Source organism: Spelaeicoccus albus (genome assembly GCF_013409065.1).
Classification (GTDB): Bacteria; Actinomycetota; Actinomycetes; order Actinomycetales; family Brevibacteriaceae; genus Spelaeicoccus; species Spelaeicoccus albus.
Genome location: NZ_JACBZP010000001.1, coordinates 3,024,754 through 3,038,857 on the forward strand (window position 1 = coordinate 3,024,754; position 14,104 = coordinate 3,038,857).

Below are 14,104 nucleotides of genomic sequence, written 5' to 3' on the forward strand. Positions count from 1 at the left end.
CCGTTCCCTTACGATGAGAAGCGTGGATACCCCGTACGAAGATCTGCTCTCAGACGTCCTCCAGCACGGCGCGGCGAAGTCCGATCGCACCGGCACCGGCACCCGCAGCGTCTTCGGTCGCCAGTTGCGGTACGACCTGTCCCGGGGCTTTCCGCTGATCACGACCAAGCGCGTGCACGTGAAATCGGTGTTGTACGAGTTGCTGTGGTTCCTGCGCGGCGATTCGAATGCGCGCTGGCTGCAAGAACGCGGCGTGAGCATTTGGAACGAATGGGCGGATGCCGACGGCGACCTCGGACCGGTCTACGGGGTGCAGTGGCGGTCGTGGCCGACGCCCGACGGCGGGCACATCGATCAGATCAGCCGGGTCGTGGAATCGTTGAAGTCCAATCCGGACTCGCGGCGGCATCTCGTGTCGGCGTGGAACGTGGCGGATCTGGACGACATGGCTTTGCCGCCGTGCCACGCGTTCTTCCAGTTCTATGTGGCGGACGGCAAGCTGTCGTGCCAGCTTTATCAACGCAGCGCGGACATGTTCCTGGGCGTGCCGTTCAATATCGCCAGCTACGCCTTCCTCACGCATATGGTTGCCGCGCAAGTCGGTGTCGACGTCGGTGATTTCGTGTGGACCGGAGGCGATTGTCACATTTACGACAATCACGTCGACCAGGTGCGCTTGCAGCTCAGCCGCGAGCCGTACCCGCTCCCCCGGCTGACGCTGCAACGCACGCCGGATTCGATCTTCGGATACGAATACGACGACTTCACCATCGCCGATTACCGGCATCATCCCGGGATCAAGGCGCCGGTGGCGGTGTAATGCTCGGGCTGATCTGGGCGCAGGCCGCGGACCGAGTCATCGGCAAGGACGGCGTCATGCCCTGGTACCTGCCCGAGGATCTGGCGCATTTCAAATCATCGACGCTCGGTAATCCGGTCGTCATGGGCAGACGCACGTGGGAGTCGTTCCCCGACCGTTTCCGACCGCTGCCCGGCCGGCGCAATATCGTCATTACCCGGACGGCCGCGGAAGCCGTGAACGCCGCCGGCGGGGAAGCCGCCGGATCGCTGGACGACGCGTTGCGGCTGACCGGCGCCGAGGACGTCTGGGTGCTCGGCGGCGCCGAGTTGTTCCGTGAAGCGCTGCCGCGGGCCGACCGGGTGTTGGTCACGGAGATCGACACGTCCGTCGAGGGCGATACCTTTGCTCCCGTGATCGGCGCCGAGTGGACTGTCGTCCGAGTCGATCCCGGCGACGGATGGCACGCTTCGAAGACGGGCCTGAAGTACCGAATCCTCGACTATGCCCGTGCCTGAGGGAACGGAATCCGGCCGCGCCGCTCCACGGGCTTCGGCGCGCCGGAAGCCTGCGCCGCGCCACCGTGTGCCGGACGACGGCGAAATTCGGGCGGCGTCCGAGCTGCTGACCGCGCCGATCTTTACGTTGACGGGCGCCGGGATGAGCACCGATTCGGGTATCCCCGACTACCGCGGACCCGGTTCTCCCCCACGCAACCCGATGACGTATCAACAATTTACGGCCTCCGAGTCGGCGCGTGCACGCTACTGGGCCAGGAGCTTCGTCGGCTGGTCGCGATTCGACAAGGCCACGCCGAACGCCGGACATTTCGCAGTGGCGGCGATGGCCCACCGGCTCACCGGCGTCGTCACGCAAAATGTGGACGGTCTGCACGAGGAAGCAGGGTCGACGAATGTCGTGGACCTGCACGGCCGACTCGATCGCGTCGTGTGCCTGGAATGCGGCACGACCTTCGACAGGGACCTGGTGCAGCAATGGTTGGCCGAGGCCAATCCGCATTACGCCGACCGATTGCCGCAGTTGCTCGCCGATATCGATTCAGCGCCGGACGGCGATGCGGAACTGGACAATTCCGATGATTTCCACCTGGTGCCGTGTCCGGTCAGCGGCGGCGTCCTGAAGCCCGACGTGGTCTTTTTCGGCGAGTCGGTGCCCCGCGACCGCGTGGACGCCGCGTATGCGCAGTTGGCGCGGTCGGCAAGCGTCCTGGTGCTGGGGTCGTCGCTCGCCGTGATGAGCGGCTTGAGGTTTGTCATCGATGCCCGCAAACGCGGTCTGCCGGTCGTCGTGGTGAATGACGGGCCCACCCGAGCCGGCGACCGGGCCGATCTGCATCTCGATGCAGGGGTTGCCGAATTCTTGTCACGCTTCGCCGCGTGACCGGGCGCTTACACCCCACACTTTCCGCGCGCCCTCGTACCGCTCAGCCCGAGTGGTGGCGAATGGTCCTCGCCGAGTGGTGGCAACTGGCCCTCACCCCGCGCCGAGTGGTGGCGAATGGCTGCGAAATCGTCGATTTCGCAGCCATTCGCCACCACTCGAGGAAGGCGGACAACCATTCGCCACCACTCGGCGGGAGGGAACGGAAAAGGGACGGTCAGCTCCAGAGGTGGACGAACGGATCGACGGCAATTGCCACGAACAAGATCGACAGATACGTGATCGAACCGTGGAACAGCTTCATGGCCGGCCCCGAGATACGTTCTTCGAATCCCTGCGTGCCCACCTGCCGCTGCAGCTGGTGGCATTGGATCAAGAACCAGGCACCGACCGCGACGGCGGTGGCCGTATAGACGACGTCCATGTGTCCGACCGGCACGAGAACCAGTGACGATGCCACCATTGCCCACGCGTACAAGAGCACCTGACGGCTGACGGTGCGCGACGGTGCGACAACCGGGAGCATCGGCACCTCGGCGGCCTCGTAGTCGGCGCGGTATTTGATCGCCAGCGGCCAGTAGTGCGGCGGCGTCCAAAAGAAGATCACCAGGAACAACAGCACCGGCTCCCAGCTGAGTCCGCCCGTGACCGCCGACCATCCGATCAGCACCGGCATGCAGCCGGCAGCGCCGCCCCAGACGATGTTCTGCCGGGTACGCCGTTTCAGGATCATGGTGTAGATGACCGCGTAAAAGCCGATGGCGATCGCCGTCAGGCCCGCGGCCACCCAGTTGGTGAATCCGCCCAGCCACACTATCGAGCCGATGCCCAACACGAGAGCAAAGATCAGCGCGCCGCGCGGGCTGACCTCACCCGTGACGAGCGGCCGGTTCTCCGTCCGGTGCATCACGGCATCGATGTCGCGGTCGTAATAGCAATTCAACGCACCGGCCGATCCGGCCGCCATCGCTCCGCCGACAAGAGTGGCCACGAGAAGCCACAGCGGCGGCAGTCCGCCTTCGGCCAGGAACATCACCGGGGCCGTCGTGACAAGCAAAAGCTCCATGACGCGCGGCTTCGTCAGCGACACATAGGCCATCACGGTGGAGCGCTTGTGACCGCTCCGGCCGGGGTGGAGTTCGCCGGGCAGCTGGTCGCCTGCTAGCTTGCCGGAAGGCGACGCGTCCTTACGGGCGTCCGGATCGGTGGCCGTCACTCTTCTCCCTCGTCGATCGAGCACGCGCTGGTCAGCGCACGGGGTTGCGTGTTCTACACGCCGTAGATGAACTCTCCCATAGTATCGCGACCGGACCGGCGTCGCGCGGAGAGGTACGGCACTTCCGCAGAAATGTCGTGAGATGTCAGACAGCGGACCGATCTGCACAAGCGCGCGCAAAAACTGTAGGGTGAATTTGCCGGAACTGACAGCCTTCCAGGGCCCTGCTGCGGGCCAGAGAAAGAGGTAACAGACGAAAATGGCAGATCTGAACTGGTCGGACACCGACCATCGAGCCGTCGACACCGTTCGAGTGCTGGCCGCTGACGCCGTGCAAAAGACCGGTAACGGCCACCCGGGCACGGCGATGAGCCTGGCCCCCGCTGCTTATCTGCTCTACCAGAACGTGATGCGCCATGACCCGTCCGATCCGCAATGGCTCGGCCGCGATCGCTTCGTGCTGTCCTGCGGGCACAGCTCGCTGACGCAGTACATCCAGCTGTACCTCTCCGGCTACGGCCTCGAACTCGACGACCTGAAGAGCCTGCGCCAATGGGACTCGCTCACGCCGGGACACCCCGAACACGGCCTGACCGACGGCGTCGAGATCACGACCGGCCCGCTCGGCTCCGGTCTGGCTTCGGCGGTCGGCATGGCGTTCGCCTCGCGCCGTGAGCGCGGCCTGTTCGACCCGGATGCCCCGGCCGGCCAGTCGCCGTTCGATCATTTCATCTACGTCATCGCCTCCGACGGCGATCTTCAAGAAGGCGTCTCCAGCGAGGCAAGCTCCCTGGCCGGCACGCAAGAGCTCGGCAACCTCATAGTCATCTGGGACGACAACCGGATTTCCATCGAGGACGGCACGTCGATCGCCTTCACCGAGGACACCATGCGCCGGTACGAGGCGTACGACTGGCACGTCCAGCACGTCGACTTCACGGCCGGCGGCACCTATCGGGAGGACCCGCAGGCGCTCCTCGACGCCATCGAGAACGCCAAAGCCGTCACGGACCGGCCCTCGTTCATCCGCTTGTCCACAATCATCGGCTGGCCGGCGCCGACGCTGCAGAACACCGGCGCGGCTCACGGCGCCGCCCTCGGCGACGACGAAGTGGCCGCGACAAAGAAGGTACTCGGGTTCGACCCGGACAAGACGTTCCAGGTGGACGACGCCGTGCTGGCCCACGCCCGCGGCGTCATCGAGCGCGGAAAGGCCGCGCACGCCGAATGGGACGACTCCTACCGCGGCTGGCGCGATTCGAACCCCGAACGTGCCGCACTTTTGGACAGGCTCAGCCGCCGCGAACTGACCCCGGGGTGGGAAAAGGCCCTGCCGGTCTTCGAGGCCGACGAGCAGAAGGGCATGGCGACGCGTGCGGCGTCCGGCAAGATCATCAACGCGATCGCCGGAGTCCTGCCGGAGCTGTGGGGCGGATCCGCCGACCTCGCCGGCTCCAACAACACCACCATTGAGGGTGAGCCGAGCTTCATCCCCGAGGACCGGTCATCGAAGAAGTTCACGGGCAGCTTGTACGGCCGCACCATGCACTTCGGCATCCGCGAGTTCGCGGCCGGGCTGATCGCGAACGGCATCGCCTTGCACGGGCCCACCCGGCCGTATGCCGGCACGTTTCTGGTCTTCAGCGACTATCAGCGAGCCGCGGTCCGGTTGGCGGCCTTGCAGGAACTCCCCGTCACGTTCGTCTGGACTCACGACTCGATCGGCCTGGGCGAGGACGGTCCGACGCACCAGCCCGTCGAGCATCTCTCCGCGTTGCGCGCCATCCCGGGCCTGGACGTCGTCCGCCCCGCCGACGCCAATGAGACGGTCGTGGCCTGGCGCACGGTCTTGGAAAACAACGACCGTCCCGCCGGGCTGGCGCTGTCGCGGCAAGCGCTCCCGACGTTCGACAGAGACGTGTACGCATCGGCCGAGGGCGTCGCCCGCGGTGCGTACATCTTGTCGGAAGCCCAAGGAGGCACGCCGCAGGTCATTTTGCTGGCCAGCGGCTCCGAAGTGCAGCTTGCCGTCGAAGCGCAAAAGGAACTGCAGTCCGACGGGGTGCCGGCCCGCGTCGTGTCGGTGCCGTGCCAGGAATGGTTCAACGCGCAGCCGGCCGAATACCGGGAGAAAGTACTACCGGCCTCCGTCAGAGCCCGGGTGTCGGTCGAAGCCGGTATCGCCATGAGCTGGCACCGGTACCTCGGCGATGCCGGACGCGCCGTGTCGCTCGAACACTTCGGCGCCTCGGCCGATTACAAGACGCTCTACCGCGAATTCGGTATTACTGCCGACGCCGTGACCTCGGCGGCCCGCGAGTCCATCGCCGCGGCGGGTGCCTAGCGCCCGCGGCCCGCTGCACCCAGCGTCGGCACAAGCTTCTACGAAGGAGAAGTAATCATGAACGACAACACCACTCCACTCGGCGCCCTGAGCGCCGAAGGCGTGTCCATCTGGCTCGACGACTTGTCGCGTGAGCGCATCAAGTCCGGCGGGCTCCGGGATCTGATCGACAATCGGCACGTCGTCGGGGTCACGACGAACCCCACGATCTTCGCCAAGGCACTCTCGGATGGCGAGGCGTACACCGACCAGGTGCGCGAGCTCGCTGCAGCCGGCACCGATGTCGACGACGCGGTCTTCGAAATCACGACCAAGGACGTTGCGGACGCCTGCGACGTCTTCAGCGACGTGGCAGCGGCCACCGACGGCGAGGACGGCAAGGTGTCGATCGAGGTGTCGCCCAAACTGGCCCGCGACACCGATGGGACCATCGCCATGGCCAAGCAGCTGTGGGACAAGGTCGGACGCAGCAACGTGTTCGTCAAGATCCCGGCCACCGTCGAGGGTCTACCGGCCATCACCGAGTCCATTGCGCAGGGCGTGAACGTCAACGTCACGCTGATTTTCGCGCTGGATCGCTACCGCAAGGTGGCGGAGGCCTATTTGGCCGGGCTGGAAAAGGCCAAGGAGAACGGCCTGGACCTGTCGAAGATCCACTCGGTCGCTTCCATCTTCATCTCCCGCGTGGACACCGAGGTGGACAAGCGGATTGACGCCTCCGATGACGGCGCCGTGAAGGAACTGCGCGGCAAGGTCGGGCTCGCCAACTGCCGGCTGGCCTACCAGATCTACGAAGAGCTCTTCAACACCCCGCGGTGGAGCGTGCTGGCCGAGGCCGGCGCGTTCAAGCAGCGCCCGTTGTGGGCGTCGACCGGCGTGAAGGACGACTCGTATCCGGACACGATGTACATCACCGAACTGACTGCGCCGAACGTCGTCAACACGATGCCCGAGAAGACCCTTGTGGCATTCGACGATCACGGCACGTTGCACGGCGATGCCGTCACCGGCACGTACGCGAACTCCAATGCCGTGCTCGACGGTCTGCAGACCGCCGGTATCTCGTACCAAGAGGTCATGGATCAGCTTGAGGACGAGGGCTTGAAGAAGTTCGACGTCAGCTGGGACGAACTGCTCGATTCCGTGAAGTCCGAATTGGCCCGCTACGCAGGTCAGTAGCATATGCCGCCGAAATCACTGGCCGACGCGGACGCAGCCGACGGGCTTTTGCGCCTGAACTTCGGTTATCCGGATCAGGACGCCTACGCCGAAATCGTCGACGTCTTGACCGAGGAGCGGGTGGCGCGCCGTCTGTCGGTTGCCGATCGCACCTTGTGGAGCGACGAGCCGGTCGCCGAAGCGGATCTGTCGTGGATCTCCGCGCCGTCCGCGACCGACTTGGCTTCCGACATCGAGTCGCTCCGGAGTCGGGTGGTCGCCGAGGGGCTCGATGTCGTCGTGCTGATTGCGGACGACGGCACGGCGCCGGGCGCTCGATTGGCGGCCGGGCAAACCGCGCTCACCGTCATCGACGGGTTCGACCCCGAGCAAATCGAAGCCGCGCTGGACGGCGATCTCGGGCGCACGTTGCTTGTCGCCCAGTCGTCCGCGGACTCCGATCTGGTCACGGCGGTTCTTGGCGCCTTTGAATCCACCATGACCGAGGCCGGGATCGATTTCCCGTCGCGTGTCGTGGCAGTGGCGCCGTCCCAGTCGGAGCTTGGCCGGCGGGCCCGCAACGACACGTTCCGAGCGGCGTTCGATGCCGACGGCTCGCTCGCCGGTGCCTTTGGCGCGCTCGGCCCGTACGGTCTGGTCGCCGCCGGTTTGGCCGGTGCCGACATCCGACGACTGCTGTCCGACGCGGCGTCCGTCGAGCCCGATCTCCAGACTGATTCGGCGGATAACCCGGCCCTCCGACTCGGCGCCTTGCTCGGTATGGCGCATTGGCGGCACACGGACAAGGTGGTGGTGGCCGATAACGCGTCGGGCGTGCCGGAGCTGAGCGGCTGGGTCGCGCAGCTGATTGCCGAAAGCACCGGGAAGTCCGACGTGGGCCTGCTGCCGGTCGCCGTTCGCGGCGTCCGCTCCCCCGGCTTCGCCGATGCCGGTGCCGACGCCACCGTCGCGTTCTTGGGTGAGCCGGACGACTCGCCGCAACCGACGTCCGGCCTCGGCGTTTCGGTCGCCGGACCGGCCGGCGCCCAAGTGCTCGTGTGGCAGTACGCCTTGGCCGTGACCGCCCGGATGATCGGAGTCGGCCCGTTCGAACAACAGCTGGTGGCGCTGGAATCCGCCGGCGAGCCGCAAGAACTGGTGTCCGACGGCGCGGCGGTCGTGTACGGCGACCCGCATCACTTCCGCGGGGTTCGCACCGCGGCCGAAGCGCTCGACGTCCTGATTCGACAGGTGCCGGATTACGGATATCTCGGAGTTCTGGCCTATCTTGGCGGCGGTGACGGCGCCGACCGGGTGCGCGATGCCGTGGCCGACGCGACAGGCATACAAACCGCCGTCGGACGCGGCAGCGGCATGCTCGATGCGCTCGGCAGCTATTTTGCGCTCGGACGAGACAACGGTGCAGTCCTGATACTCACCGCCGCGGCCGATGTGGACGTGCCGACCGGAAACGGAACGTTCGGCCATGCCGAAGTCGCGCTGGCCAGGGGGGCGCACGGCGTCCTGAACGACCGGCGGCGTCCGGCGTTGCGTTTGCACCTTGCCGACCGCCACGGCGCGATCGACGACTTGATCACCACCATCCATCAACAACTCAGCCGGGAGGTGCGGTGAGCGACACCGCCAATCACAATCCCCCAACGGGCAATCCGCTGCGCGATCCGCGCGATCGCCGCCTGCAACGCATTGCCGGTCCGTCCAGCCTCGTGATCTTCGGGGTCACCGGCGACCTGGCCCGCAAGAAGCTCTTGCCGGCCATTTACGATTTGGCCAACCGCGGTCTGTTGCCGACCGGGTTCGCGGTCGTCGGCTTCGCCCGCCGCGACTGGCGCCACGAGCACTTTGCCGAGGTCGCCTACGAGCACGTCAAGGCTCACGCGCGTACGCCGTTCCGGGAGAACGTCTGGAACCAGCTGCGCGAGGGCTTCCGTTTCGTGCCCGGAGAGTTCGACGACCCCGCGGCCTATGAGAACCTGCGTGAAACGCTCGACGATCTGGACGCCCGGCAGGGCACCGGCGGCAATCACGCGTTCTATTTGTCGGTACCGCCGAAATTCTTCCCGACCGTCTGCGACAACCTCGCCTCGGCCGGACTGGCCGACTCCGAAGACGGGCAGTGGCGCCGCGTCGTCATCGAGAAGCCGTTCGGACACGATCTGGAATCTGCCCAAGAGCTCAACAACACGGTGGAAAAGGTGTTCCCGCCGGATTCGATCTTTCGCATCGACCACTATTTGGGCAAGGAAACCGTTCAAAACATGCTGGCGCTGCGATTCGCCAACCAGCTGTGGGAACCGATCTGGAACTCGAACTACGTCGACCATGTGCAAATCACCATGGCCGAGGACATCGGCATCGGCAGCCGCGCCGGCTATTACGACGGTATCGGCGCGGCACGCGACGTGATACAAAATCACCTGCTGCAGCTGCTCGCGCTCACGGCAATGGAAGAGCCGGTATCCTTCAACGCCAAGGATCTGCGGGCCGAGAAGGAAAAGGTGCTGTCGGCAGTGCGGTTGCCGGCGGATCTCGACACGTACACTGCCCGCGGACAGTACTCGGACGGCTGGCAGGGCGGCATGAAGGTCGTCGGCTACCTCGACGAGGAAGGCATGAACCCGTCGTCCACGACCGAGACGTTCGCCGCGTTGCGTCTCGACATCGACACCCGCCGATGGGCGGGCGTGCCGTTCTATCTGCGCGCCGGCAAACGCCTGGGACGCCGGGTGACCGAGATCGCCGTCGTCTTCAAGCGGGCACCGCATTTGCCGTTCGAATCCACGTCGACCGCCGAACTCGGCCAGAACGCTTTGGTGATTCGCGTCCAGCCGGACGAAGGCGTCACCATCAGGTTCGGGTCGAAGGTGCCCGGAACCCAAATGGAAGTCCGCGACGTGACAATGGACTTTGGTTACGGTCACGCATTCACCGAATCGTCGCCGGAGGCGTACGAACGCCTCATTCTCGACGTGCTGCTCGGCGAACCGCCGCTCTTCCCGCGCCACGAGGAAGTGGAACTGTCGTGGCGCATCCTCGATCCCATTGAACGGAACTGGGCCGCCGCCGGCAAGCCCGAACAGTATGCGCCCGGCACCTGGGGCCCGGCCGGCGCCGACGACTTGATGGCCCGCGACGGCCGAACTTGGAGGCGACCATGATTGTCGATCTGCCGTCCACCACGATGGTGGACGTCTCGAAAGCGCTCGTCCGCATGCGTGATGCCGGCGGCGCCGTGACGCTCGGCCGCGTCCTGACCCTCGTGATCGCGACGGGCGAGAAAAACGTGGAAGAGGCCATTGCGGCGTCCAATGAGGCATCCCGCGAGCATCCGTGCCGCGTGATAGTCATGTGCGCCGGCAACCGGCGAGGCTCGGCCCGCATTGATGCGCAAATCCGCGTTGGCGGCGATGCCGGAGCATCCGAGGTGATCGTGCTGCGCGGCTACGGCCCGCTGGCCAGTCCGGCAGTGCACGACAGCCTCGTCACGCCGCTACTGCTGCCCGACGCCCCGGTGGTCGTCTGGTGGCCGGGCAAGGCGCCCGCCGTCCCGGCCGAATCCCCGCTGGGCCGCATCGCCCAACGACGCATCACCGATTCCGCGTCCGCCGACAATCCCGGCAGCATGCTCGACCGCCTGGGCAAGGCCTACACGGACGGCGACACCGACCTCGCCTGGACCCGGTTGACCCCGTGGCGGGCTCAGCTGGCCGCTGCTATGGACCTGCGCCCCGGAATGCCCGTCACGGGCGTTTCGGTGCGCGGGCATGCCAACTCTCCCAGCACCATTCTGCTTGGCGCCTGGCTCGGTTTCGCCCTTCATGCGCCGGTGCAGCGCGATGAGGTCGAAACGCCCGGCGGCACTCGGATCTCCGGGGTGACAATCACCGCCGACGACGCCGAAATCACTCTCGATCGCATCACCGCCACCGAGGCCGTGTTGACCGATCCGTCCCAGCCCGATCGGGAAATCTCGTTGCCGCGGAGACGTCTCGAGGACTGCCTGGCCGAGGAACTGCGCCGGCTGGACGCCGACGACGTGTACGGCGAAGTTCTGCGCACCTGCAGCACCGTGAAGAAACGGGTCAAGAAGAGCGGGAAGGCCCAGGCATGACGGCCGACGTCCGCACCTTTCCCGATAAGGACGCCGTCATCGCCGGTGCCGCGGCGGACGCCGCCCAGGTGCTGGCCGAGGCCGGCAACGGGCGCATCGACGTCGCGTTGACCGGCGGGAGCGTCGGGACGGCCGTGACCGGAGCTCTCGCGTCGCTCCTCACCGGTTTCGACTTTTCCCGGCTGCATCTCTGGTTCAGCGACGAGCGGTATCTGCCGACGGGCCATCCGGACCGCAACGACACCCAAACGTTCAAGGCCGTGTCGGGCTCGGCGCTCATGCATGCGTCACGCTGGCATGTGTGCGTCGGCAGCGAGTCCGGTCTCAGCGCTGAGGACGCCGCGGCCGCGTTGGGCAAAGAGGTGCAGTCCGAGGCGCCGAATTTCGCGCTTTCATTCCTCGGTGTGGGCCCGGACGGACATGTCGCGTCCTTGTTCCCGGGACTTCCCGGCGTCACCGTGACGGGGTCGGGCGTCATCGCCGTCCACGATTCGCCCAAGCCGCCGCCGACCCGGCTGTCGTTCACGCGTGATCTGATCAATTCATCGGCGCGGGTCTGGGCCGTGCTCGCCGGGGCCGAGAAAGCCGCAGCAGCGGCTCGGGCACTCGGCGGCGCGGCAACGCCGTCCGAGTCACCGTCGGGTTCGGTGGCCGGAAGCGACGAGACGCGCTGGTATCTGGACGAAGCCGCCGCCGCAGACCTCTAACCCGCCGAGAGCGGGTGGGGTGGGCGAAAACAGTCGGTCAGGCGGCACCGAACCGGGTCATCAGACCCAGCACGATGATGGTGGCCACCCAGACCAGTGCGACAAACACCGTGAACCTGTTGAGATTCCGCTCGGCCACGCCGGACGATCCCAGGTTCGAGCTCATGCCGCCGCCGAACATGTCGGACATGCCGCCGCCCTTACCCTTGTGCAGCAGGATCAACAGCGTCAGGAAGGCGCTGGTGAGCAAGAGCACGATGAGCAGTGCGATATGGAGAATTTCCACCGGAGTCCTTCGTCAAAAACTAAAGAGGTACAAGTACGTGAGTCCGCTACAACGCTACGTTGTGATCCTGGTAGCGGCAAATCGCCGCGAACTCCTTCGGATCGAGGCTGGCGCCGCCGACCAATGCGCCGTCGACGTCCGGCTTCGCCATGATTGACGCCACGTTCGACGACTTCACGCTTCCGCCGTACAGCACGCGCACCGCACCTGCCAGCTCGGGCGAGAACGACTCGGCAACGGCGCCGCGCAATGCCTCGGCAACTTCTTGCGCGTCGTCCGGAGTCGCCACCTCGCCGGTGCCGATCGCCCAGATCGGCTCGTACGCCACGACCAGCGATTCAACCTGGGCGGGTTGCAGGGACGACGTTGCGGCGCGCAGCTGACCGACGGCGTGTGCCACCTGGTCGCCGCTTTGACGCACCTCGAGGTTTTCGCCGAGACAGAGGATCGGCGTGATGCCGTGCCGGTAGGCCGCCTCGACCTTGGCTCGTACGACGTCGTCGTCCTCGCCGTGATGTTCGCGGCGTTCGCTGTGTCCGACCGCAACATAGCTGCAGCCGAGCCGCGCCAAAAAGGCACCCGACACGTCGCCGGTGAACGCGCCGGAATCCTGTGTCGAGATGTCTTGCGCGCCGTAGGCCAGGTCGAGCTTGTCGCCGTGCACGATGGTCTGCACGCTGCGGATATCGGTGAACGGCGGAAGGACCGCCACCTCGACCTTTTTGAAGTCGTGCCCGGCGTCGTCCAGCGTCCACGCGAGCTTTTGCACCGTGGAGATGGCCTGCATGTGGTCGAGGTTCATCTTCCAGTTGCCCGCGATGAGCGGAACACGCTGTGCCGTAGCCATTTAGTCCTCCAAAACTTCAAGGCCGGGCAATTCCTTGCCCTCCAAAAATTCCAAACTCGCGCCGCCGCCCGTCGAGATGTGGCCGAACCGGTCGTCGGCGAATCCGAGGGTGCGCACGGCAGCCGCCGAGTCGCCGCCGCCGACGACGGTCAGGCTGCCGTCGCCCTTCGCCGTGACATCGGCCAGGGCCTGAGCGACTGCCTTCGTGCCCGCCGAGAACGCGTCAAATTCAAAGACGCCCATCGGACCGTTCCAAAAGACCGTGCGACCCGATTCAATCTTCTCGGCGAAGGCCTGCGCCGATTCCGGACCGATATCCAAGCCAATGGCGTCCGAACCGGCGGCGGTGTCTTCGAGCGCTTCCACCCGGGCGGTTTCGTGCTCGGCGTCAGCCGCGAACGACGCTGCCATCTCAATGTCGGTCGGCAAGATCAGCTCGACGCCTTCGCGTTCGGCCTTGTCGAGATAGCCGCGGACGGCGTCCAGCTGGTCGCTTTCCAACAAACTCTTGCCGACGGCGTGGCCCCTCGCGGCCAGGAAGGTGAAGACCATTCCGCCGCCGATGAGCAATGCATCGGCACGGGACAGCAAATTGTCGATCACGCCGAGTTTGTCCGACACCTTCGAGCCGCCCAGCACCACCACGTACGGTCGATCCGGGTTCTTGGTCAACGTGCTGAGCACATTGACTTCCTTTTCGACGAGCGAGCCTGCTCGGGACGGCAACAGCCGCGCAATGTCGTACACGCTCGCCTGTTTACGGTGCACCACGCCGAATCCGTCCGACACGTAGACGTCGGCAAGCTGCGCCAGCTTTTCGGCGAACGCCGAGCGCTCGGCGTCGTCCTTGGCGGTCTCACCGGGATTGAATCGCAGGTTCTCCAGGAGCACGATGTCGCCGTCGTCCAAGTCCCGGGCCGCCCGATGGGCCTCCGGGCCGACGGTGTCGCCTGCAAAAGAGACGGGCTTGCCGATCGCGGTGCCGAGCCGAGCGGCCACCGGACGCAGCGAATACCTGTCGTCGGGCTTGCCGCCCGGCCGACCCAGGTGCGCCATCACGATGACGCGGGCGCCGGCATCGGCAAGCGCGCGCAAAGTCGGTGCGCTTGCGTCGATGCGGCCCGCGTCCGTGATGGTGTCGCCGTCCAGCGGCACGTTCAGGTCGCTGCGGACCAGGACGCGCTTTCCTGCCAGGTTCGTCGTATCCATGAAGC

The 14,104-nt window shown here is 66.0% G+C and carries 13 protein-coding genes; 9 read left to right on the forward strand and 4 right to left on the reverse strand.

All coding sequences use genetic code 11. The features are described 5' to 3' along the window. Positions 1 to 13 precede the first annotated feature (13 nt). The 3 genes from BJY26_RS14100 to BJY26_RS14110 are packed head-to-tail and all read left to right on the forward strand — an operon-like array spanning position 14 to position 2,200. Complete coding sequence (locus BJY26_RS14100; RefSeq protein WP_179428861.1) at positions 14 to 820, forward strand: thymidylate synthase; 807 nt, start codon at positions 14 to 16, stop codon at positions 818 to 820. Further along, positions 820 to 1,317 (forward strand): dihydrofolate reductase, encoded by a 498-nt coding sequence (locus tag BJY26_RS14105; protein ID WP_179428862.1) that lies wholly within the window; start codon positions 820 to 822, stop codon positions 1,315 to 1,317. The genes BJY26_RS14100 and BJY26_RS14105 overlap by 1 nt, the downstream gene beginning before the upstream one ends. Then, on the forward strand, positions 1,310 to 2,200 hold the full coding sequence (locus BJY26_RS14110) for a Sir2 family NAD-dependent protein deacetylase (RefSeq protein ID WP_237248805.1): 891 nt from the start codon (positions 1,310 to 1,312) through the stop codon (positions 2,198 to 2,200). Before BJY26_RS14105 ends, BJY26_RS14110 begins: the two co-directional genes overlap by 8 nt. 217 nt (positions 2,201 to 2,417) lie before the next feature. Here BJY26_RS14110 and BJY26_RS14115 read toward each other — a convergent pair whose 3' ends face one another. Next, the gene (locus BJY26_RS14115; RefSeq protein ID WP_269151113.1) at positions 2,418 to 3,350 is read right to left on the reverse strand and encodes a heme o synthase; all 933 of its coding nucleotides are present in this window, start codon (positions 3,348 to 3,350) and stop codon (positions 2,418 to 2,420) included. Positions 3,351 to 3,675: 325 nt separating this feature from the next. On the opposite strand from BJY26_RS14115, the gene tkt reads away from it, so the two are divergent. The 6 genes from tkt to pgl are packed head-to-tail and all read left to right on the forward strand — an operon-like array spanning position 3,676 to position 11,757. After that, the gene (gene tkt, locus BJY26_RS14120) at positions 3,676 to 5,760 is read left to right on the forward strand and encodes a transketolase (RefSeq protein ID WP_179428863.1); all 2,085 of its coding nucleotides are present in this window, start codon (positions 3,676 to 3,678) and stop codon (positions 5,758 to 5,760) included. A gap of 57 nt (positions 5,761 to 5,817) precedes the next feature. Continuing rightward, a complete protein-coding gene (gene tal, locus BJY26_RS14125) occupies positions 5,818 to 6,939 on the forward strand; it encodes a transaldolase (RefSeq protein WP_179428864.1) in 1,122 nt (373 codons plus the stop codon). Between the two features lie 3 nt (positions 6,940 to 6,942). Further along, positions 6,943 to 8,553 (forward strand): glucose-6-phosphate isomerase, encoded by a 1,611-nt coding sequence (locus tag BJY26_RS14130; protein ID WP_179428865.1) that lies wholly within the window; start codon positions 6,943 to 6,945, stop codon positions 8,551 to 8,553. Beyond that, positions 8,550 to 10,097, forward strand: coding sequence for a glucose-6-phosphate dehydrogenase (gene zwf, locus BJY26_RS14135; protein ID WP_179428866.1), 1,548 nt, complete (start codon positions 8,550 to 8,552; stop codon positions 10,095 to 10,097). Before BJY26_RS14130 ends, zwf begins: the two co-directional genes overlap by 4 nt. Next, complete coding sequence (locus BJY26_RS14140; RefSeq protein WP_179428867.1) at positions 10,094 to 11,050, forward strand: glucose-6-phosphate dehydrogenase assembly protein OpcA; 957 nt, start codon at positions 10,094 to 10,096, stop codon at positions 11,048 to 11,050. Before zwf ends, BJY26_RS14140 begins: the two co-directional genes overlap by 4 nt. After that, positions 11,047 to 11,757 carry a 6-phosphogluconolactonase gene (gene pgl / locus BJY26_RS14145; RefSeq protein WP_179428868.1) on the forward strand — a complete coding sequence of 237 codons (711 nt, stop codon included), beginning with the start codon at positions 11,047 to 11,049 and terminating at the stop codon, positions 11,755 to 11,757. The genes BJY26_RS14140 and pgl overlap by 4 nt, the downstream gene beginning before the upstream one ends. A gap of 37 nt (positions 11,758 to 11,794) precedes the next feature. Here pgl and secG read toward each other — a convergent pair whose 3' ends face one another. From secG to BJY26_RS14160, 3 genes are read right to left on the reverse strand one after another with little or no spacing between them, the layout of a single operon-like run. Continuing rightward, on the reverse strand, positions 11,795 to 12,043 hold the full coding sequence (gene secG, locus BJY26_RS14150) for a preprotein translocase subunit SecG (RefSeq protein WP_179428869.1): 249 nt from the start codon (positions 12,041 to 12,043) through the stop codon (positions 11,795 to 11,797). Between the two features lie 46 nt (positions 12,044 to 12,089). Beyond that, positions 12,090 to 12,890, reverse strand: a complete 801-nt coding sequence (tpiA, locus tag BJY26_RS14155) for a triose-phosphate isomerase (protein ID WP_179428870.1) — start codon at positions 12,888 to 12,890, stop codon at positions 12,090 to 12,092. Then, positions 12,891 to 14,099, reverse strand: coding sequence for a phosphoglycerate kinase (locus BJY26_RS14160; protein WP_179428871.1), 1,209 nt, complete (start codon positions 14,097 to 14,099; stop codon positions 12,891 to 12,893). Between the last annotated feature and the right edge of the window lie 5 nt (positions 14,100 to 14,104).